General features: G+C 31.5%; 20 protein-coding genes. 6 read left to right on the plus strand and 14 right to left on the minus strand.

Annotated elements, in window-relative coordinates:
* Nucleotides 1–433 precede the first annotated feature (433 nt).
* Nucleotides 434–1,768: an MATE family efflux transporter gene (locus F553_RS0109310; RefSeq protein WP_018999887.1), complete on the plus strand. Its 1,335-nt coding sequence runs from the start codon at nt 434–436 to the stop codon at nt 1,766–1,768.
* A gap of 70 nt (nt 1,769–1,838) precedes the next feature.
* Here F553_RS0109310 and F553_RS0109315 read toward each other — a convergent pair whose 3' ends face one another.
* The 6 genes from F553_RS0109315 to F553_RS0109340 all read right to left on the minus strand — a co-directional run bounded on the left by F553_RS0109315 (nt 1,839) and on the right by F553_RS0109340 (nt 7,805).
* Nucleotides 1,839–2,780: an asparaginase gene (locus tag F553_RS0109315; RefSeq protein WP_018999888.1), complete on the minus strand. Its 942-nt coding sequence runs from the start codon at nt 2,778–2,780 to the stop codon at nt 1,839–1,841.
* A gap of 13 nt (nt 2,781–2,793) precedes the next feature.
* Nucleotides 2,794–2,985 (minus strand): hypothetical protein, encoded by a 192-nt coding sequence (locus F553_RS0109320; protein ID WP_018999889.1) that lies wholly within the window; start codon nt 2,983–2,985, stop codon nt 2,794–2,796.
* A 26-nt stretch (nt 2,986–3,011) separates the two neighbouring features.
* Complete coding sequence (locus tag F553_RS0109325; protein ID WP_018999890.1) at nt 3,012–4,517, minus strand: SGNH/GDSL hydrolase family protein; 1,506 nt, start codon at nt 4,515–4,517, stop codon at nt 3,012–3,014.
* 72 nt (nt 4,518–4,589) lie between these two features.
* Nucleotides 4,590–5,942, minus strand: a complete 1,353-nt coding sequence (gene rpoN / locus F553_RS0109330) for an RNA polymerase factor sigma-54 (protein WP_018999891.1) — start codon at nt 5,940–5,942, stop codon at nt 4,590–4,592.
* Nucleotides 5,943–5,960: 18 nt separating this feature from the next.
* On the minus strand, nt 5,961–7,244 hold the full coding sequence (locus F553_RS0109335) for a hexokinase family protein (protein WP_018999892.1): 1,284 nt from the start codon (nt 7,242–7,244) through the stop codon (nt 5,961–5,963).
* A 192-nt stretch (nt 7,245–7,436) separates the two neighbouring features.
* A complete protein-coding gene (locus tag F553_RS0109340) occupies nt 7,437–7,805 on the minus strand; it encodes a VOC family protein (RefSeq protein ID WP_018999893.1) in 369 nt (122 codons plus the stop codon).
* 229 nt (nt 7,806–8,034) lie between these two features.
* On the opposite strand from F553_RS0109340, the gene F553_RS0109345 reads away from it, so the two are divergent.
* Complete coding sequence (locus tag F553_RS0109345; RefSeq protein WP_015561888.1) at nt 8,035–8,994, plus strand: NAD(P)H-dependent glycerol-3-phosphate dehydrogenase; 960 nt, start codon at nt 8,035–8,037, stop codon at nt 8,992–8,994.
* 16 nt (nt 8,995–9,010) lie between these two features.
* Complete coding sequence (locus tag F553_RS0109350) at nt 9,011–9,598, plus strand: LexA family protein (protein ID WP_018999894.1); 588 nt, start codon at nt 9,011–9,013, stop codon at nt 9,596–9,598.
* A 77-nt stretch (nt 9,599–9,675) separates the two neighbouring features.
* Here the strand turns inward: F553_RS0109350 and F553_RS0109355 are convergent, their stop codons facing one another.
* The gene (locus tag F553_RS0109355) at nt 9,676–11,037 is read right to left on the minus strand and encodes an NAD(P)-dependent oxidoreductase (protein ID WP_018999895.1); all 1,362 of its coding nucleotides are present in this window, start codon (nt 11,035–11,037) and stop codon (nt 9,676–9,678) included.
* A 142-nt stretch (nt 11,038–11,179) separates the two neighbouring features.
* Nucleotides 11,180–11,530, minus strand: a complete 351-nt coding sequence (locus F553_RS0109360; RefSeq protein ID WP_018999896.1) for a NirD/YgiW/YdeI family stress tolerance protein — start codon at nt 11,528–11,530, stop codon at nt 11,180–11,182.
* Nucleotides 11,531–11,746: 216 nt separating this feature from the next.
* Here F553_RS0109360 and F553_RS0109365 point away from each other — a divergent pair, with 216 nt between their 5' ends.
* Nucleotides 11,747–12,433 carry a response regulator transcription factor gene (locus tag F553_RS0109365; protein WP_008539350.1) on the plus strand — a complete coding sequence of 229 codons (687 nt, stop codon included), beginning with the start codon at nt 11,747–11,749 and terminating at the stop codon, nt 12,431–12,433.
* Nucleotides 12,417–13,880 carry a sensor histidine kinase gene (locus tag F553_RS0109370; protein WP_018999897.1) on the plus strand — a complete coding sequence of 488 codons (1,464 nt, stop codon included), beginning with the start codon at nt 12,417–12,419 and terminating at the stop codon, nt 13,878–13,880. Before F553_RS0109365 ends, F553_RS0109370 begins: the two co-directional genes overlap by 17 nt.
* A gap of 69 nt (nt 13,881–13,949) precedes the next feature.
* On the opposite strand, the gene F553_RS0109375 is transcribed toward F553_RS0109370, so the two are convergent.
* The 3 genes from F553_RS0109375 to F553_RS0109385 form a co-directional block, all read right to left on the minus strand.
* Entirely contained in the window at nt 13,950–14,702 is a 753-nt protein-coding gene (locus F553_RS0109375; protein WP_018999898.1) for a hypothetical protein, read from the minus strand.
* Nucleotides 14,703–14,784: 82 nt separating this feature from the next.
* A complete protein-coding gene (gene serS, locus F553_RS0109380) occupies nt 14,785–16,065 on the minus strand; it encodes a serine--tRNA ligase (RefSeq protein WP_008539345.1) in 1,281 nt (426 codons plus the stop codon).
* 134 nt (nt 16,066–16,199) lie between these two features.
* Nucleotides 16,200–17,999 carry a peptidoglycan D,D-transpeptidase FtsI family protein gene (locus F553_RS0109385; RefSeq protein ID WP_018999899.1) on the minus strand — a complete coding sequence of 600 codons (1,800 nt, stop codon included), beginning with the start codon at nt 17,997–17,999 and terminating at the stop codon, nt 16,200–16,202.
* 209 nt (nt 18,000–18,208) lie between these two features.
* Here F553_RS0109385 and F553_RS0109390 point away from each other — a divergent pair, with 209 nt between their 5' ends.
* Entirely contained in the window at nt 18,209–18,580 is a 372-nt protein-coding gene (locus tag F553_RS0109390; RefSeq protein WP_008539343.1) for a RidA family protein, read from the plus strand.
* A gap of 52 nt (nt 18,581–18,632) precedes the next feature.
* Here the strand turns inward: F553_RS0109390 and F553_RS0109395 are convergent, their stop codons facing one another.
* The 3 genes from F553_RS0109395 to F553_RS11855 form a co-directional block, all read right to left on the minus strand.
* A complete protein-coding gene (locus F553_RS0109395) occupies nt 18,633–20,333 on the minus strand; it encodes a DUF262 domain-containing protein (protein ID WP_018999900.1) in 1,701 nt (566 codons plus the stop codon).
* 116 nt (nt 20,334–20,449) lie between these two features.
* Nucleotides 20,450–20,908 carry a low molecular weight protein-tyrosine-phosphatase gene (locus tag F553_RS0109405; RefSeq protein ID WP_018999902.1) on the minus strand — a complete coding sequence of 153 codons (459 nt, stop codon included), beginning with the start codon at nt 20,906–20,908 and terminating at the stop codon, nt 20,450–20,452.
* A 355-nt stretch (nt 20,909–21,263) separates the two neighbouring features.
* Nucleotides 21,264–21,473, minus strand: a 210-nt coding sequence (locus F553_RS11855) for a zinc ribbon domain-containing protein (RefSeq protein WP_018999903.1), incomplete at its 5' end; no start/stop codon positions are given.

Consider the following 21,473-nt stretch of genomic DNA (forward strand, 5'->3'; position numbering starts at 1 on the left):
AAATAAACCTAGCAAAGTAAAAAATTGCTAGGTTTGAGTATTTATATAGATGTGATTTATGTGATATTCCCCTTTTTTGCCCCTTTTTTAATAAAATGGCTGAAAAGTATTGATATTATAAGACGTTCCCACACTCTCCGCCATTAAATTAAATGATACAGGGAAATATTTCAAAGTGTTTCAAAGTCTTGATAAATCTAGTATTTAAAGGCTTTTTAGTAGTTTGAAGTATTTCCTTTTTTTATTGCTTTTAAAAAGTTTGCCCCTTTTTAATAGACTCTTATCATTTAAAAATTTATATAATACAATCATTAATTATAGAATTAAACTTATTGTACAAAAATAGATAAAATCTTTTTCTAAAAACAGATTGACTATAGGGCGACACTATACTTTATAATAGAAAAAAATATTTCAAACCGAGGTTTTTTCTATGTTAAACTTACGTACAATGTATAGATTACGCCGACTTATTAATGTTATGTTACCTGTATTAGCTACGCAATTAGCAATCATTGGCATGAACTTTTTTGATGCTACAATGTCTGGTCATGCTGGTGCAGAACAACTCGCTGGTTCATCCATCGGTGGAAGCCTTATGATGCCTATTATTGCAAGCTCTACAGGTATTTTAATGGCTGCTACGCCTATAATCGCCCATTTGATTGGTAAAAATGAAAAAGATGGCATAGCTACCGTTATTCATTCCGGACTAATTTTATCTATTATTATCGAATTGATTTTACTTTTAGCTTATTTCTTCTTTATTGATGATATTTTAGCTATCTTAACACTTGAACCTGATGTATATTATATAGCTAAATACTATATGTTAGCTTTAATCATTGGTTTAAGTGGTGGCTTATTAACTTTTCCACTTCGTTCTTTAACAGATACTGTAGCAGGCACTGCTGTTTCCATGAAAATTTATCTATTAGCATTACCTATCAATGCCTTTTTAAACTATTGTTTCATCTATGGTAATTTTGGTGCCCCTAAATTAGGTGGTATCGGTGCAGGTATAGCAACTGCTATCACTTATTATATTTTACTATTTATTTTTATCGCTATAATTATCAATAATCCTCAATTTAAAAATCTAGCTTTATTCAATTTTAAATTTTCCTTAAAAAGTATCAAAGAATATTTAGGTATTGGTATTCCTAATGGCATGGGTATTTTTATGGAAGCTAGTTTATTTGGTTTTATCATCATCTTCATCAGTAAATTCGGTACAAATTATATAGCAGCTCATCAAGCAGCTATGAGTTTTTCTAGTGTTTTATATATGTTGCCATTGAGCTTTTCTCTAGCTTTAACAATCATCATTGGTATTGAAGTAGGGGCTAAACGATATTTAGAGGCTAAAAAATATGCTTATCTAGGTTTGATTGTATCCTTCCTTTGCGTATTATCAATTGTCGGCTTAGTATTTTACTTCCGTGATTATATAGCACTTTTATATGCTACAGATACTACTTTATTAACATATATTGCTCATTTCTTAATTTATACGGCAGCATGGCAATTATTCGATGCGATTGCTTGTCCAATCCAAGGTATCTTGCGTGGTTACAAAGATGTAAAAGCTGCCTTTTATGTAAGTATGCTTGCTTATTGGGGTATTTGCTTACCTTTAGGTATGTTTCTCGACTATTTCATGACTCAAGGCGCATTTGCTTATTGGCAAAGTATGGTACTTGGTGTTGCTACTTCTGCTGTATTATTATTTTTTAGACTTCGTTACATTGAAAAACGATTTATTTAACAATCATATAAAAAAGGAGAAATGGAATTTAAATTCCATTTCTCCTTTTTTATTTTATCTTTTATAGCTCTTATTTTTTTGCTAAATCTACCATTAATTTTACTGTAGCTGCTTCTACTGATAATTTTCCTGCTGGTATTACGCCTGCTTTACAAGCTTTTATACCAACTTCATATCTATCCATATGCACTCCATCAAATAAACATTGTGTAGTACAAACAATTTTCACACCTTGTTTACTAAGTTCTTCAATAGCGCCTACAATATCTCTTTGTTTATCTTTAGCAAAAGGTATTCCACCTGCACCATATGCTTCGATAACTATACCTTTATAACCCATTTTAGCTAAATTAAATAAAAGTTCACTATCTAATCCTGGCATGATTTTTATTTGTGCTACTTTTAATTCTAAATCACTATGAACTTTAAAAATTCCATTCACTTGAGGATTTTCATATTCATTCCATTTTATATTATTTTCTTCAAAAGTAGCTACTGGCATTTTATTTATACTTTGAATTGAACGCATATCTTCACTATATAATTTTTTAGCCCATAAACCTTCTATTATTTGACCGCCACAAACAGCAAATACACCTGTTTTTTCTGAACTTGCCATCGCAAAAGCTGCATTTAAATTAAATTTTGCATCAGTATTTTCTTCTTCAATAGTTAGTTGTGAACCAATTACCACTACAGGTTTTGCTAAATTCTCCAACATATAATGAAGCGCACAACATGTCCAATTCAATGTATCTGTACCATGAGTTATTACAAAACCATCATATTGTTCATATAATTTTTCAATATAACCTGCGATATATTGCCAATCTTCTGGTTGTAGATTTGTGCTATCTAACTGCATGATATCATAACAATCTATATGACCATAATCTTTTAAATTCGGTACCATCTCTAACATTTCTTTAGCTATAAATCCTGGTACAAGTCCATTTTCACTAGGACGTGAAGCTATAGTACCGCCTGTTGCTAACCAACAAATTTTCTTCATAAAATCCTCACCATCATTTTAATTCATTATTCATTTCATTATCCAATTCACTTTGATATTGTTCATACGCTTCTATATCATATTTTAGACCAGACAAAGCTCTTTTCGCTATTGCTACAGGGCAATCAGACGTACAAACTGGACATTTTCCACATAATTCTTCTACAGCTACTAAAGCTTTTTTTACTTGTTCTACAGTTGCCATATATTTGCTCCTAAATTAAATTTCCATCAATTATTTACAATATCTGGAAAATTAGCTTGTAAATAATCACCTACTAATTCTCCGATATGTTTTTTACCTTCAAAATCAGGATGTAAACCATCAGTTGTCATATTATCTGCTAAATAACCTTGCTCATCCATCAAACCTGATGCCACATCTACATGATACGGTTGTTTTTCTATCCATTCATTTATTTTTAAACGTTCTTTATCCCACCCTTCACTGATATCTAAATTTATAACAGATTTCATTCTTGATGGATTTACAGAAGTTACTGTTAAAAATACAGGAATAATATTATGTTGCTGACATTTTTGTTTTATCGATTTTAAATTATTAATTACAGTTTCCGCTTTCACCCCTGTACGTATATCATTTACACCCCCCATAACAACCAATATCTTAGGATTAAATGATAATACATCATTATCAAAACGATTTAACATATTTGAGGTTAAATTTCCACTAAAACCAATATTTAATACAGGCAAATTAGCATAAGTTTCCCAATTATATAAAGTCGCACTAGGTGGAGTGCTTACAGCTCCCCCTCCATGAGTGATACTATCGCCTAATGCTGCCACTTTTACATTATCTTGTTTTACAGTGAAATAACTATTTTTAGCTTCAGCTAATTTATGATTATTTTCGTCATATGCCTGTACATTGAAAAAATAAAGTCCTTTTTTTGTATAAGCTTTATTATCATAATAATCCATGCCTTGTGGGCAAGTATATGATGCTATTTTTTCTATATTATTAAAATCATATTTAGGTACATAAAATACATCTATTTTATAATGGTCTGCATTTTTTACAGGCACCCATGAATATACTGGATAAACTGGCATATAATCCATTTTATCAAAATGAGTAGTGATTTTTAGCGGTGATATTTCTACATCTTTTGCCACTAAATATGTAGTATATTCACGTCTGCTAAAATCTTCTAATTTATATTCATCACCCTTGTTTTGCCAATTGAGTTTATACATTTCCCCCTTGTGTAATAATCTAGGTTTTGTATAATCTGATACTGGCACTTTATTTTCATCTAAACCTCTGACTTGCCATTTTAAATTCTGTGATAAATTCACTTCACTATTATCTAATTGATAGCCAGATGCATAGATATTGTATTTTGTAAATAATACTTCTTGCGTATCTATATTTTTTACAATTAATTCATACATAACAGCATTTGGGATTTCTGGCCAATTTAAAATAGCTGACTTAAACTCTACATTTTCGACTTTATTTTCAGTAGCATTATCTAAAGTTTTACTTGGTATGATATTTTCTTCTTTAGCTAATATTGTAGTTTTTTCTTTTTTATCCGTATCTTTATCAATATTACCTGTATTATCCATCTTATCTGTTTTTATTTTAGCTTCTTTTGTTTGCACTAAAGCTTGTTTGGAAGGAACTTGTGCAAAGGTTAAATTTACATTCATAAAATTTAAAATGCTTACAGCTAATACAGTTCTTATAAAAAATTTTTTTAATTTCACTTTATTCTCCCTACTAAATAAAACAGATAGAAAATTCTTCAATCTTCTATCTGTTTAAAATATTTTTAAGTTCTAATATCTTTTGCGTTTAGATGAAGAAGCAAAGCCTAATTGTTCCCTATATTTCATAACTGTTCTTCGTGATATTTTCATACCATTTTCATTCAAGATATTTGTTAATTGTTGGTCACTAAGCGGTTTTGCTTTATTTTCATTTTCAATGAGTTCTTTTATTTTTGCTTTTACCTTATCAGCGATTATGTCTTCTTCTCCGTTTTGTTTGCTTACACTACCTGCAAAAAACTTCTTTAAAGCCACTATACCATAAGGCATTTCCATATATTTATTAGCAACTGTTCTACTAACAGTTGATTCATGTACACCAATATTTTCAGCAACAGTTTTCATAAGTAAAGGCTTCATATAGGATAAGCCTTTATAAAATACCATTTCTTGTTGTTTTACAATCTCATTTACTACTTTCAATAAAGTTATACGTCTTTGTTCTATACTTTTAATCAACCAAATGGCAGAATTTACATGTTGCTCAATATATTTTTTACTATGCGTATCTAATATATCTCTTTTATAGCAAAGACTGTTTACTCGTAATTTAGGTACATTCGTTTCATTTATAATTACTTCTAACTGTCCGTTAATATCCCTAACTACTACATCAGGTACAATATATTCTAAATTTTCTTTACCAAAAGATGCTCCTGGTTTTGGGTTAAAAGTGCGAATTATATCTATCGCCTCTTGTACTTGTATAGGTTCTACATTTTCTAATGTAGCTATCTCTTTTATTTTTCCCTCAGCTACTTTTGGTAAATATTTATCTATAATAGCTTTTATAATTCCGTCATATACATTAATTTTCTTTGCCTGTATAGCTAAACACTCTGGTAAATCTCTCGCCGCAATTCCTATTGGTTCTAATATTTGAATTTTTGCCAAAACATTTTCTATTATCTTTTCATTTATTTTCAATAAAGATGATATTTCAGCTATACTCACTCTTAAATATCCTGCTGCATCTAATAATCCAATGATATATCTAGCTACTTTTATCTCTTGTTTATCGTTAAAAGTAAAATCCACTTGTTCTGATAAATATTCTTCTAATGTCTGATTATTTCTCGTGAACTCTTTTACTTTAAAATCATCGTCATTTGCTACAGGTTCAGGCTTTTCATCATCTTTGTTTAAGTATTCTAAAAAATCCATAGTTTTATCAAAGTTAGAAGCAGGCTCAAGCTCATGTTCTGAGCTTGAGTCTATTTCTAAAGTCGGATTTTCCATATATTCTTTTTCGATGAGTTCGCCTAATTCATGGGCAGATAATTGTAAAATATTTATGGATTGCTGAAGTTTTGGTGTCATTAACAATTTTTGTTTTAAATTTAACGATAATAACTGCTTCATTGTTTTTTCCTCTTTAAATTAGCATTCAACAGGTTCCATAGCTGCAGCGAGTGCTGCACCAAGTGCAGAACCACCATTTTCTAATACAAGTTCTAATTTGTCAGCTTCTTCGCCTAAAATTTCATAAATAGCTTTTTGCATATTGTCTTTTATTGTAGGCATTTTTTCATATACAGAACCATCTACAGCTACAAATTGTTTTGGAATGCCACCATTTGGATATAAATGCCACATAATACCGCAATAAGTAGCAACTACTAATCTTGCAGAACGGCTAGCAATTGTTTCAGCTAAAGCTTTTACCCAAATAGCATCATCTGTAGTTATATCTGCATTGATTTTTGCTTTTAATAAATCACATACTCCATCTAAATTATCGCTGTTATCAGCTAAAATAGTGGATATATCAATACTTGTGAATTCTACTTTGCCAATATTCCAAGCATCATCTAAGCAATAAGACAATAATTCACCCATATAACGACCAGAAACCATTTTTTCTAAACGTTGTTCATATGGTTTTTCAGATTCCATATCTAATTTGTAATCGTATTTATTGATAGCGAGTTTATTAAATCCGCCAGATTCCATATTTATAACCATTGCAGGTTTACCCATGCCAGTGAATGTTTCATAATAGCATGTATTATGACCTGTAGCATAGATAGAACCAATATTTACATTACCTAATTTGTATGCAGCTGCTAATAAAACTGCTACTGTATCATTGATAACTGCTGTTGGTTCAACATTTGTAAGATTTTTACGAGCTAAAGCTGCTTTTAATAAATCATTTACAACTTCGCCTTCAACGCCTTTTGTAGCAAATTCTTTAGTCCAAATAATAAGACGTGCATTATAAATATTTGTCTGAGAAGATGGGAAGGAGAAAGTATGTCCTAATAAGTATTTTTTATCGCGATTGCCATCAACAGCTTCTTCTACCATATCAGCGATAAAATCAAATAATTCATCAGCATTTGCATCAGCGCAAATAAAATCATATTCGCCTGGCACTACTAATGGTTTAGCAACTTTTTTAATAACTTCGAATTTGCCTTCACCATCTAAACGAATTAAAACTACACGAAGATTTGTGCCACCAAAATCAAGTGCTAAGTATTCTCCTGTTTCTCTACCAGTAGGTAAACCGATATAAGATGGTAACATACGTAAAGAAGATTCTCCTGTTTCTTTTACGCCATGTTCTATATCATAGCGAAAAGATGCTGCTACATCTTTTATGGCATCGCTATCAAGTGTAAATTCATCAATCATTTCTTGAAATTTTTTGTTATCCATCGAATTATTTTGCCCCTTTTTTATCTAAAAGTGAACTACTCTTCATTAAGAAATGAGAGCTTCTTGGAAAATAATTAGTAATCTAACTATATCTGCCAAGCACTACGGCTAGTCCCTAACCTGAATTTATATAATGATTTACATTTTATTTATCAATATTTTGTATAAATTAGGCAATTTTTGCCCATTAAGTTAAAATCTTCCTTTAGGAATTACTTCCATCCAGTTTCCATCTGGGTCATTGATAAAATAAATACCCATTTCTTTATTTTCATAGCAAATGCAACCCATTTTTTCATGAAGTTCATGCGCTTTTTCATAATCGTCTACTTCAAAAGCTATATGGAATGTATTATCACCTAAATTATAAGCTTCTTTTTGACCTTTTATCCATGATAATTCTAATTGATGAGTTGTTTCATCATCGCCCATATAAACTAAAGTAAATTCTGGTGTATCTAAACGGTCTACTTCTTTCAAGCCTAAGGCTTTATTATAAAAATCAATTGATTTTTCTAAATCTAAAACATATATATTACTATGCAAAAATTTGAAATTCATACCCACACCCCATATCTATTGATCTTTTTATATCTTATTTTAGCATAGATTAGAAAGTTGAACAAATACGCTTTTCCTACATAAAAATAAAATAAAATCGCTATTTCCAATATATATCTTCTACTTTTTTTGCTATGATATAATTAATAGTTATGAAATAAATCACAAAAATGACATATTCTTAAGAAGATTAATTAATACAAAAAATAAAATTCTAGGAGGATTTTTTATGAATATATCTGTTCTTGGCTGTGGTCGTTGGGCAAGCTTTCATGCTTGGTATGCCAATCATATTGGTCATAATGTAAAAATCTGGGGTAGAGAAGGCTCTAAACATCTAGAACAGCTACAAACTACACATCAAAATGAATACCTTAGTCTATCTCCTGATATTACTTATACAAATGATTTGAAACTCGCATTAAATTTTGCAGATACAATCATCATCTCCATCAGCTCTCAACAATTGCGAAACCTAGCTAAGGAAATCAAAAAGACTGATTTATATATGCAAAAAACATTTATTCTATGTATGAAAGGTCTTGAAATTTCAACAGGAAAGCGTCTATCTGAAGTATTCACTGAAGAAATTGGCGAAGATTGCAATGTAGGTGTTTGGGTAGGTCCTGGTCATGTTCAAGATTTCTTAAAAGGCATTCCTAATTGCATGGTCATTTCAGCCAAAAATACAGATATCAGTAAACATATTATCAATATTTTTAGCAGTGATTTAATTCGTTTTTACTATAGCGAAGATTTAATCGGTACAGAGATTGGAGCTGCTGCCAAAAATGTAGTAGGTATTGCTGCCGGTATGCTCGACGGTATGCACTACACTAGCTTAAAAGGCGCTCTAATGGCACGTGGTACTTATGAATTATCTAATTTAATCAAAGCTTTAGGCGGAAATAATATGACAGTATATGGTCTTAGCCATCTTGGCGATTATGAAGCTACTTTATTTTCAGCATATAGCAATAACCGTTGTTTTGGTGAAGATTTTGTCTTAAACAAACCATTTAGCAAATTAGCCGAAGGTATTTACACTATGCAAGCTCTCTTAAAACTTGCTGACAAACATCATGTAGAATTACCAATTTGCGCTGTAATCAATGAAATTGTAATCAATCATAAAAATCCTAAAGAAGAATTATTAAATTTATTCATGCGACCTTTAAAAGCTGAATAATACAGGTGGTGAAGCTATGTCAACATTTGCGATTACTTTAAAAAAATTACTTCAAGAAAAAAATATGAAACAAAATGAACTAGCACGTTTAACTAAAATTAATAAATCTTCTATCAGCGAATACTTATCGGGAAATTATCAGCCCAAATATAAAAATATCCTAAAAATAGCTGAAGTCTTAAATGTATCTCCAAATATTTTCTTGGAAGATACTTCTAGCGAAGAAAATGTTAAACGACTTCCTATCTTAGGCAAAATCGCTGCTGGTATTCCCATCTTAGCTCAAGAAAATATTGAAGGTTATTTGCCTTATGATGATAATGATGCTGATTTTTGTCTACGTATCCATGGTGATAGCATGATTAACGCTCGCATCAATGATGGTGATATTGTTTTTATCAAACAACAATCAACTGTAGAAAATGGAGAAATCGCTGCTGTCTTAGTCAATGATAGTGCTACTCTAAAGCGTGTTTATTTCGTAGATGATACAGTGCAACTGCGCTCTGAAAATCCTAAATATAAACCAATGGTTTTCTCAAAAAATAATTGCGATAATTTCCGCATACTAGGAAAGGCTATCGCTTTATACACTAAATTTTAAATAAAAAAGATGCTTTGAGAATATATATCTCAAAACATCTTTTTTTATTTCATCAAAATAGATTAAATTACAATATATTAATCAACCATTTTCATGCCACATTCTTCCATGAGTTTCTTGGCTTCTACATATTGAGCTATACCTTGAGCTACTTTTTGAGCATCTTTCATAGCTACAACTACAGTAGCTGGTCCATTAACTACATCTCCACCAGAGAAAACTCCATGTCGCATAGTCATACCATATGGTTTTTCACGAGTTTTTACAAATCCATTTTCATCTACATCAATACCGCTTGTAGAGTCTACAATTCTGCTAGCAGGTTTTTGTCCTATAGCAATGATTATTTTATTTGCAGAGAAATATTCTCGTCCATCTGTATCTACGACTTTGTCTAATGCTTCATCAAATTCACGTACCGAACATTTTATACCTGTTACTGCATCTTCTCCTGTGATTTCTACAGGACCTCTTAAAGCGTGTATTTCTACATCTTCTTCTTTAGCTGCATCTATTTCAGATTTTAAAGCTGCCATATCTTCTTCACGACGACGATTTACAACTTTTACAGATTTTGCACCGCAACGCATAGCTGTACGAGCAGCGTCCATAGCAGTATTACCACCGCCAATTACCACTACTTCATCGCCTTCTTTGATTGGCACTTCATTAGGGTCAACGCTATTGCTATTGGATAATTCCACCATCTGCAAGAAATATGTTGCTTGAATTACTCCTTTTAATTTAGCACCATCTATTGGTAAAGATTTAGATAAAGCATTACCAGTACCGATAAAAATAGCATCAAAGCCCTGATTAAATAATTCATCTACTGTAATTTCTGTGCCTACCATGATATTTAATTTAAAATCTACGCCTAATTTTTTAATGCGTTTTACTTCACGACGAACTACTTGTTTTGGTAAGCGAAATTCAGGAATACCGTACATCAATACTCCACCAGCTTCTGGCTGAGAATCAAATACTGTTACCTTAAATCCCATTTTAGCTAAATCCCCAGCTACTGTAAGACCAGCAGGGCCTGAACCAATTACTGCAATATTTCCAGGCTGAGATTTCGCTACATTTGGAGCCACTAATTCAAGTTCTCCGTCCATGTCGGCAATGAATCGCTCTAATTTACCAATTTTTATTCCTTGACCTTTACGTCCCAAAATACAAGAACCTTCACACTGACGTTCATGTGGGCAAACTCTACCACAAACTGCTGGTAAATTACTACGCTGAGCAATAATCATACTAGCCTTACCTAAATCGCCATGCGATAATGCATCTATAAATTCTGGAATATTATTACTAATTGGGCACCCCGTACGACACATTGGCTTTTTACAGTTCAAGCAACGTTTTGCTTCAACAATAGCTTCTCTAAGCGTATAGCCATTTGTCTCGTATCCTACATCAGCTGTATTTGACATATAATTCACCTCTATGGTTTTAGTACTAAATTATTTATATTAATTATATCATTAAATCAAACTAATATACAATTATTTTAACAAAAAAAGCCATCAGTTATAAGAACTAATAGCTTTTCTTCGTGAAATTTATATTTTATTTTTAACGTTTTTCAATATTTTTAACTTCTAATTCGATACCGCCATGCCAATCTTTATCTACTTCAGCATAAATGCGTACAGGTGTATCCATGGATAATTGATACCATATATCATCATCAACTTCTACTGTCATAGAATTTCCTTCATTATCAGTAAATGTATATAAATCTTTGTAGATATGTTCAGTGAATTTGCCATCTACTAATACACGTTGTTCGTCCCAACCGTTAGCTTTAATATCTGCAATTGTCGTTACTTGAGCACTATTGTGGTGCTTAGCTGCGAATACAACAGCTGTACCTAAAACAAAAACAGTTACTAAACTCAATACTACCGCTAACATTTTTTTCATATTATCACTCCTATATATTTATTAAAAATAAAATCCTTATTTATTATTTTTATCAGGTAAATAAACTCCAACATTTTACACTTATATAATAAACAATTATTATTAAAGAATAATTATATCCGAATTAAAATTAGATTAAAAATAGACGCTAGGACTTTTTATTTACTAAAAAAAATGGTTTTATATATGTAAGAAGTATTTTTAGGAGGAATTTTTATGAGCAAAATTTTAATTGTAGAAGATGAACACCGCATTGCTCGTTTTTTACAAATGGAACTAGAGCATGAAGGTTTTTCAACTGCCAGTGAGAGTAATGGGCTACGAGCATATGAGCGTATTATTCAGGAAGATTATGATTTAGTCTTACTAGATATTATGCTACCAGATATGGACGGATTAACCATATGCCAAAATGTGCGCAAATTATCCGATATCCCTATCATCATGCTCACAGCAAAAGATGAAATAAATGATAAAGTAACAGGACTTGATATCGGTGCTGATGACTATATCACTAAGCCATTTGCTATTCAAGAACTTCTAGCTAGAATACGTGCTACCCTTCGCAAACATAATAATTCTACTACTAAACCTGCAGAAGAACCTTCAGTGTTCAAATTTAAAAATATCCATGTATATCTTGACCGTCATGAAGTAAAAGTTCATAACCAATTAGTTGAACTCACTAAAAAAGAATATGATTTACTTTTATATTTATTACACAATCATGACCATGTTTTATCTAGAGAGCAAATCCTCCAATCCATCTGGGGTTATGAATATATGGGTGATACCAATGTAGTCGATGTTTATATTCGCTATTTACGCGCCAAAATTGATGATTATTTCAATGAAAAATACATTCATACAGTAAGAGGCATCGGCTATGTTATCAAAACTTAAAACTTATTTAAATATGTGTATTCACCCTCGTTTAAAATATATGCCTATTTCCCTAAAATTAGCTTTTATCTACAGCATCATGCTCTGCTTAATTTTAATTGTAACTTTAAGCAGTACCTTGATTGGCATACATTACGTTCTCTTTCACGAAGCTGAAGTATCCATCAATTTATCTGCTAATTATGTAGAGAAAAAAGCTAATAATGAAACAGTGCCAGAATTACTACAAGATGTAAAAAGTTCTGCCCTTATCCCTGGCGTTGTCATGCGTGTAACAGATAGCAATAATAATATAGTTTATGATAGTTTGCCAATGTATATATCTATCAATCACGTTCAGGACTCACTTGCTAGACAAGAAGAACATCCTCAAATTGAAGATTACATTCGCAATGCTCTTTTACCTTCAGATTTAAAATTTGTCAATTTTAAACATTTTTGGATTTTCTATACGCAAAGAACTATTGTCAAAAACGATGAAACGTATACACTTCATTTCTTGCGAACGATTACAGCAGAAAAAGTATTTTTAGAAGAATTATCCGAAACTATTTTTTATGCTGGTATTGCAGGGGTAATAATCTCTATTATCTGCGGTTTTCTCCTCAGTAGAAGATTATTAAAACCATTAAGAGATATTACCACGACTGTAAAAAATATTGAAATCCAAGATTTAAATCAACGCATCAAAGTACAACCAACTAGAGATGAATTAGAAGAACTTTCTAATACCTTTAATTTAATGTTAGAGCGTTTACAAAAAGGTTTTGAGCAACAGCGTCAATTCGTATCCGACGCCTCTCATGAGCTTCGCACGCCTGCCACTGTAATTTGCGGTTATTCAGATATGCTTGCTCGTTGGGGTAAAGACGACCCTCAAACTGCTGATGAATGTATCACAGCTATTCATTCTGAAGCCATTAATATGCAACGTTTGATTGAAAAGCTCTTATTCTTAGCTAGAGCAGACCAAAAACGTCAAGTATTGCATAAAGAGTCATTGAATTTAAAACCTTTAATTGCCGATATTGCCAAAGATACGCAATTAATAGCTCCTCAACATACTATAACTTGCACTCATAATGATGATGGATATATCTTTGCTGATGAATTAGTGATGCGTCAAATGCTTCGTATCTTTTTAGATAATAGTATAAAATACACGCCAGATGGCGGAAAAATCACCATTTCCTCAGAAAATAAAGTCAAACATATGATTGTAAAAATCTCAGATACTGGTATCGGTATCGCTAAAGATAAACAAGATAAAATCTTTGAGCGTTTTTATCGCGTAGATAGTGCTAGAACGAGAAACGGCGTTGGTGGTACTGGTCTTGGTCTATCCATTGCCAAATGGATAGCTGATGCCCATGATATCGAAATCAGATTATCTAGCAAATTAAATAAAGGAACAACAATTATTTTAATCATTCCTAAAGATAATTAAATAAAGCACCTTAGGCTTAAATCTATGAGCTTAAGGTGCTTTTTTCGTATTTTATTTATGAAATTTTAATCAATATCTAGCTTGTCCGTTGATAAAAGAAATCATTGTTTTAGCTGGTAAAGTTACCATTGTACCATCTGGTTGTTGCCAAGAAATAGCTTTTTTCAATACTCCAGAAGTTACATATCCTTCTTTAGAAAAGCTTATATCTTTACCGCCTGCAAATTCTACAAATCCAGCCATTTCATCGCCAGCTAAACCTGTTTTAAAACCATATGGTCTTAAAAGAGCATCATCTCTCAAGCGACCATTTTTCACTGAACCATCAGGATAAAAACCTAATTCATATTGGTCTTCAAAAGTAATCAGACCATATTTATCTTTATTCACACTTACAGTTACTTCTTCATCAATAGTACCAGATAATACAGTGCCATCGGTCGCAAAAGTTACAGGCTTATTGCCTTTATAGCGTATATGAGCATAAGTTGGGAAAGGAATAGAAACACTTGTAAACGGATGGAAAATACGAGGATAGAAAATGCTATTATTACTTTCCTCATAATAATCATTGATTACATTTCTCCAGCCAGTAGGACGAAGTGCAATATCGCGATTTAATACACCTGTTATCACTTCATTATTTTCATTTAATTCCACTACTGTACCTTTTTTGAATTTCAAATCATCATTTGCCACGCTAAAACCTTGAGGAACTAATACTTTTGTCTTATCTAAAGTCATAGTTTTTGCCTCTGCCATAGACATAGATAAGCCACAACATAATAAACCTACTGCTAAAAATACTTTTAATTTTTTCATTTTATCACCTCTTATATTTAATATGACAAAAGCTCATCAAAATTGATGAGCTTTTATTTATCTTATTATTTTAGCACTAATATTATTCTGGTTTTTTAATTACTTCAATGCCACCCATGTATGGACGAAGCACTTTGGGAATTACTACAGAACCATCTGCTTGCTGATAGTTTTCTAATACAGCAGCTACAGTACGTCCTACTGCAAGACCAGAACCGTTCAATGTGTGTACAAATTCAGGTTTTGCACCTGCACTGCGACGGAATTTGATATTTGCACGACGAGCCTGATAATCGCAAACATTAGAGCAAGAAGAAATTTCACGATAAGTATTATAGCTTGGAAGCCATACTTCGATATCGTAAGTCATAGCAGCTGTGAAACCAATATCACCTGTGCAAAGTTTTACTACATGATAAGGGATTTCTAAGAGCTGTAAAACTTCTTCTGCATTATTAACCATTTTTTCTAATTCATCATAAGATGTTTCAGGTTTAACGAATTTAATCATTTCAACTTTGTTAAACTGATGTTGACGAATAAGGCCACGAGTATCGCGACCAGCACTACCTGCTTCTGCTCTAAAGCAAGCAGTATAAACGCTGTAGTATTCTGGTAATTTATCGCCATCTAAGATTTCATCTCTATGGAAGTTAGTAGCTGGAACTTCACCTGTTGGTACGAGATAATAATCTAAGCCTTCAAGTTTGAACATATCTTCAGAGAACTTAGGCAACTGACCTGTACCAGTCATGCTGTCTTTATTAGCGATAAATGGTGCAAGCATTTCTGTATAGCCTTGTTTATCTACATGTAAATCCATCATGAAGTTAATCAAAGCACGTTCAAGTCTTGCGCCTAAACCTTTATAGAAAGTAAAACGTGTACCTGTAACTTTTGCAGCTCTTTCAGGATCTAAAATATCAAGGTCTGCACCGATATCCCAATGAGCTTTTGGTTCAAAATCGAATTCACGAGGAGTACCCCAACGGCGAACTTCTGGATTATCGCTATCATCTTTACCTACTGGTACAGATTCATGGCACATATTTGGAATGCGAAGTAAAATATCATGTAATTCATCTTGAACTTCACGAAGCTGTTTATCTAATTGGCTAATTTTTTCACCAACTTGACGCATTTCTAAAATCACAGCATCAGCATTTTCTTTATTCTTTTTCATTTCGCTGATTTTTTTAGAAACAGCATTTTTCTGGCTTTTTAAATTTTCTGTTTCAGCAATGATTTCACGACGTTGTTTTTCAAGTTCCATGAAACGGTCAAGATTCATTGGATTATTTCTGTTTTTTAAATTCTGTAATACTAATTCAGGGTTATCTCTGACAAATTTTATATCGAGCATTATTTTAACCTACCTTTTTTTGTAACTAAATATGTAGTAATCTTAATTTTACAACATAATCCATTAAATTAAAAGTTTACCACATAATTATTTCATTTTCTATGGATATATATTTCAAAATTCATCAATATTTATTAGTTTTTAGCTTCTGTTCCCTTGATATCATCTAATAAACTTTGATTGCCGTTTATTGGTTTTACATTAGCATATCTAAACAATTGTAAAAATATATCATGTGCTATTGGTGCTGCTACTTGACCACCATAGTACTCGCCACCAGCTGGGTCATTGATGATTACAAGCACTGTGAATTGAGGGTCTTCCACTGGTCCAAAACCACAAAATGAAGCGATATAATGTCCTGGCAAATATCCGCCATTTACCATATCGATTTTCTGTGCTGTACCTGTTTTACCAGCAATATGATAACCTTCAATACTTGCTTTAGAACCACCACCTGTGGAAACTACTTGTTCTAATACAGATTTCAAAGTCTTATCCACATCAGAGTCAATACAACGGCGAACTTCTTCGCGTTCCATTTGCTGATATACTGTGCCATCAGCATTATAAATAGCCTTCACGATATGAGGTTTTAACAATACACCATCATTTGCTATAGCAGACATAGCAGTGATCATCTGTAGTGGTGTTACCGCGATACTTTGCCCAATAGAGGAAGTCGCTACGTCAGAAGCAACCATATCTTTTGGATTGAATAAAATCCCAGATTCTTCACCTGGAAGCTCAATGCCTGTACGTTCGCCAAAACCAAATTTACGAGCATAATTCATTAAGCGTTCGCCACCTAATTCCAAACCTAATTGAGCAAAACCTGTATTGATAGAATTTTTTACAACATCAAGGAATGTAACTGTACCAAAGCTATCACCACTCCAGTTTTGAATAGTTCTACCTGAAACTTCAATAGTTCCTGGATCAACAAAAATATCTGTTGGCGATACTAATTTTTCCTGAAAACCAGCAGCTGCTACGATAGATTTAAATGTAGAGCCTGGTTCATAGATATCTGATACAGCTCTATTTTTCCAAACATTAGGATCGTATTTATGGAAATTATTTGGGTCATATGATGGTCGAGATGCCATAGCCAAGATATCGCCATTTTTCGGGTTCATTACTATAGCTGTTACTGATTCAGCACCATGATCCATCATCGCCTTATCCAAAGCTTTCTCAATGATAAATTGATACTGTGCATTGATAGTCAACTGGATATTTTTACAATTAGCATCTACAGGTGAATTCTTCAAAAATACAGAGTCCATAATCGGTCTAGCCAAAGCATCTGTAAAAATAGAAGAAGTTTGTTCTTCACCTTTTATCATGCCATCAAATTGTTGCTCAATACCATCTAAACCTTTATCATCTGTACCCACAAAGCCGATTACATTGGCAGCTAACATATCATTTGGATAATATCTTTTACTTTCTTGAATAAAACCAAGACAAGCCCTATATTCAGGCTTTTCCTTCATTAAATTTTTCAAAGCCTTCGTTTCTTCCGGTTCCATCTGTCTTTTTACCCAAACGAAACCACCACCTTGAGCGATATCATCTAAAATATCTTTTTCGGTAAGTCCAATCAAAGGAGCTACATCTCTTGCCGTTTGTTCTGGATCTTCCACATGATTAGGATCAATATATAAAGAGCTAACCATTGTACTTATCGCCAGCTCTTTCATTTCCGCATCATAGATAGTACCACGAGGCACATGAAGCACAGATGACTCTTGAACTTGCGATTCCAAGCGAGATAACATTTCATCTCCACGAACTATTTGCACCCAAGCATATCTAGCCATGACGCCAATAATAAAAACGAGCAATCCTATGAATAAATAAATTATATGCATTTGCACTTTATTTACTTTTTTTACTATTTTTTTATTTTGTCCACTATTTTTATCCATAATCTTCTTAGCCTAAAGACCTACGATAAAATACCTCACTTTCCTTAAACATAACTCTAATTATATCAAATTTTACTATAAAGATATATTTCTAACCTTGAATTATCTAAAAAATTATTTCATAGGCAAACAATCCATTTAATGATAAAATATTAATTGTATCTAAGTATACATATTTACATTTACTAAAATCTATTGAGGTGAGTTTTATGAAAGTAATTAAAACAACTAATGCACCTGGTGCTGTAGGACCTTATTCCCAAGCTATCGAAATCGACAACCTTGTTTTCGCTTCTGGTCAAATCGCTTTAGACCCTGCTACTGGCGAAATGGCTGAAGGTATCGAAGCTCAAGCTCATCAAGCTTTAAAAAATGCTCAGGCAGTAATCAACGCTTCTGGCGCAAAATGGGAAAATGTAATCAAAACAACTGTATTCATCACAAATATTGATGATTTTGCTAAAGTAAATGAAATCTATGCCACTTACTTTACACAACCATATCCTGCTCGCTCCTGTGTAGAAGTAAGTAAATTACCAAAAGGTGCCTTGATTGAAATAGAAGTAATTGCTAAAAAATAAGCTTTAACTTAAAAATAGGAATGATACAAAAAATATCATTCCTATTTTTTCATTATCTCCAATTCCATTCTAATATTGCTTTATATAATTCAGCACGTTCGTTAATTGATGTTCTTCTAAATTCATTATATGACTTAAATGCTAAACTACTATCTTGTACAAATCTCAAGAAAGTTGGATTATTTATATATTTTTGTTCATTCAACGTTTGAGTTAAAATATTTTGAGAAAAATATTGTTTTACTTTTTCGGAATATACTTTATCTCCATAGGAACGATTGAAACTTCTTGGTAATACTAATAAATCTCCTATATTGTTTCTAACAGATACAAATTCATCATTATTAGTAAATTCATCTACATGATCTTCATAATGATTAGCCCAAATATGCTCTATTTCTATTTCTTTTTCTTTATTAAGCATATAATCAGATGTATTCGTTGCTCTTGATACTATTTCAGTAATTAATGATAACAACACTTTTATAGCATTTTTATTTGACCTATTTAATGTCGGTGAATTCTCTAACTTTAATAAATTACTTGAAGTATCTTTTAAAATTTTATTTATCTCTTCTATATTTTTATCTCTAATTTTTTTACACATACTATATATAGTATATTCCATAGCACTTTGGGAAATTTTATAATGATTCCACACACGCCATGATAAGATTTTTGTTAAATATTTAGATATCATTTTTATTTTCTTTTCAATAGTACTTTCACTATCATTATATTTAATAGATGCCAAAATTAAAGCTGGTTGCAATGTAAAACCATAATCACTATTTACTATTAAATATAAATAATTTTTAGTATCTCTATTTTGAACAATTTTATTAATTTTTTCATATATATTTGCAAAATATGTTATTTTATTTAAAAATTGTATAAAATCGTTAGAAGTTTTTAATCCTAATTTAATACTATTATCACGAAACCAACGATGAAACTCTTTACCTATTCGAACAAAATCAGAATTTACATTCTTACTTTGTGCAAAATCTTCTGCATAATGTCCTCTAAAATAAATTTTAAAAAATTCAAATTCAGCTTTTGATTTTGATGTTAACTTTATATTTGTAAGCTTCCTTATAATCTCATCAAAATCTTTCATAGCTTTTAATCTATAATTATCTTCTATATTAGCAAATAAATAACTTCTTAACATTTCGACTTGAGTCAACGAAAGTCCTCTATCATTCATTGTTTCAAAAATTACATAAGCAAATTCATCACTATTAGTCCATACTCTAGAAAAAACTACTTTTTCTTTTAACCAATATGTAAAACTCACAACATTTTCTTCATTTATATCTTCATTCCAGCATTCCACTATATCATTATATCGTTCAACTAAATTTTTTACAGATATGGTATCTGTACTTTTTAAATCATATTTACCATTTTCATATAAAGATAACATACACTCATTACGTTCTTCTATATCTAAATTAAATAATTGTTCTCCATAATAATCATCATAAATTAATTTTTTTATTTCTTCTGGAAAATTTTTAACTTTTCCATAAGTTCTTACTAAATAAATAAGTAATAACGTTAACGAAGTAATTCTTTGTTGCCCATCAATAATTGAGCTTCTTTTTCCACCTTTTATAGAAAGAACTATTTCCCCCATATAATAAGGATCATAATTTCTCACATCACTTAAACGATCTTCTATTTTCCAATTTTTTAGAAACTCCAAGGATAGATCCATTATTAAATCTTCCATTTGTTTTTTTGCCATACATATTCTCTTTGATAAAAATCTACATCAAATTTATCTGAAAATAATTCTTTTAATGAATACACTTTACTATCAACAATTTTATTATCCATAATAAATCACCTCACAAAAAATATCTATAAGTTAAATTCTATTCTCTTTAATAGTGCCCTGCAAGCTTTATCTATATCTTCATATGTTTCATCAAAATTATCTGTATACCATGGATCTTTTACATCACGATTTTCACCGACAAAAGACATCATCTTATATACTTTATGCTCTGTATCTTCACCGATAATATAGCTTAGATTGCGTAAATTATTATTATCCATCACGATAATATAATCATACATATCATAATCTTGTTTTGTTATCTGCACAGCTTTTCGCTTGCTAAATGGAATATTCATCTCACGAAGTTTTGCTTTTGTACCATAGTGAGTATCACAGCCAATTTCCTCACGACTTGTAGCTGAAGAATTGATTATAAATTTATCAGCTAAATCCGCTTTTCGCACTAAATCTTTCATCACAAATTCAGCCATAGTTGAACGACAAATATTACCATGACATACAAACATAATTTTTATCAAAATTCTCATCTCCTTATAAGCTTTTATTACTTTTTTATTGTTTAATAATATATATTATGACCAATAAACTAACCATTTCTATAAAATTATAAATAAAAAACTGTATATTCCTTATCATCCGTTATCTTTTCTTTTACATTATAGAACTTGAATTTATTATAATGAGCTCAGCAATAGCTTTAACAAGTGGAATTTCTTTTTGCAATTGCATTTCATCACTATAAGGTTTATATCTTTCATCATTTTTTCCACTTTTACTATGAACAAGTGAATTTCGTTTGACATACTCCCCATGCCTAAAGGCAGGGGATTCTTGGATACAAACGATACTTGCCTACTAAAATAGCAGGTCTTACTATATCTCTCCAAAGAAGGTTGATGCCCCAACCTTCCATATATTTATAGCAGCATTTCTATCTCTATTGTGGCTGGTTTTGCACTTTGCGCAAATCCACTCACGAACTGCCAAATTTTTAGTTTCAGGATTTTTTGTACCACAAACATGGCAAATTTGCGAACTTGGATAGTATCTATCTATCTTTTGCACTATTGAGCCAATTTCTCT

Origin of the sequence: Megamonas rupellensis DSM 19944 (assembly GCF_000378365.1) — a bacterium.
Taxonomy (GTDB): domain Bacteria; phylum Bacillota; class Negativicutes; order Selenomonadales; family Selenomonadaceae; genus Megamonas; species Megamonas funiformis.

Coding starts and splice junctions, on each gene's coding strand:
- F553_RS0109310 (WP_018999887.1), top strand. CDS start 434: ATGTTAAACTTACGTACAATGTATAGATTACGCCGACTTATTAATGTT.
- F553_RS0109315 (WP_018999888.1), bottom strand. CDS start 2,780: ATGAAGAAAATTTGTTGGTTAGCAACAGGCGGTACTATAGCTTCACGT.
- F553_RS0109320 (WP_018999889.1), bottom strand. CDS start 2,985: ATGGCAACTGTAGAACAAGTAAAAAAAGCTTTAGTAGCTGTAGAAGAA.
- rpoN (WP_018999891.1), bottom strand. CDS start 5,942: ATGAAGCAGTTATTATCGTTAAATTTAAAACAAAAATTGTTAATGACA.
- F553_RS0109335 (WP_018999892.1), bottom strand. CDS start 7,244: ATGGATAACAAAAAATTTCAAGAAATGATTGATGAATTTACACTTGAT.
- F553_RS0109340 (WP_018999893.1), bottom strand. CDS start 7,805: ATGAATTTCAAATTTTTGCATAGTAATATATATGTTTTAGATTTAGAA.
- F553_RS0109345 (WP_015561888.1), top strand. CDS start 8,035: ATGAATATATCTGTTCTTGGCTGTGGTCGTTGGGCAAGCTTTCATGCT.
- F553_RS0109350 (WP_018999894.1), top strand. CDS start 9,011: ATGTCAACATTTGCGATTACTTTAAAAAAATTACTTCAAGAAAAAAAT.
- F553_RS0109355 (WP_018999895.1), bottom strand. CDS start 11,037: ATGTCAAATACAGCTGATGTAGGATACGAGACAAATGGCTATACGCTT.
- F553_RS0109360 (WP_018999896.1), bottom strand. CDS start 11,530: ATGAAAAAAATGTTAGCGGTAGTATTGAGTTTAGTAACTGTTTTTGTT.
- F553_RS0109365 (WP_008539350.1), top strand. CDS start 11,747: ATGAGCAAAATTTTAATTGTAGAAGATGAACACCGCATTGCTCGTTTT.
- F553_RS0109370 (WP_018999897.1), top strand. CDS start 12,417: ATGTTATCAAAACTTAAAACTTATTTAAATATGTGTATTCACCCTCGT.
- F553_RS0109375 (WP_018999898.1), bottom strand. CDS start 14,702: ATGAAAAAATTAAAAGTATTTTTAGCAGTAGGTTTATTATGTTGTGGC.
- serS (WP_008539345.1), bottom strand. CDS start 16,065: ATGCTCGATATAAAATTTGTCAGAGATAACCCTGAATTAGTATTACAG.
- F553_RS0109385 (WP_018999899.1), bottom strand. CDS start 17,999: ATGGATAAAAATAGTGGACAAAATAAAAAAATAGTAAAAAAAGTAAAT.
- F553_RS0109390 (WP_008539343.1), top strand. CDS start 18,209: ATGAAAGTAATTAAAACAACTAATGCACCTGGTGCTGTAGGACCTTAT.
- F553_RS0109395 (WP_018999900.1), bottom strand. CDS start 20,333: ATGGCAAAAAAACAAATGGAAGATTTAATAATGGATCTATCCTTGGAG.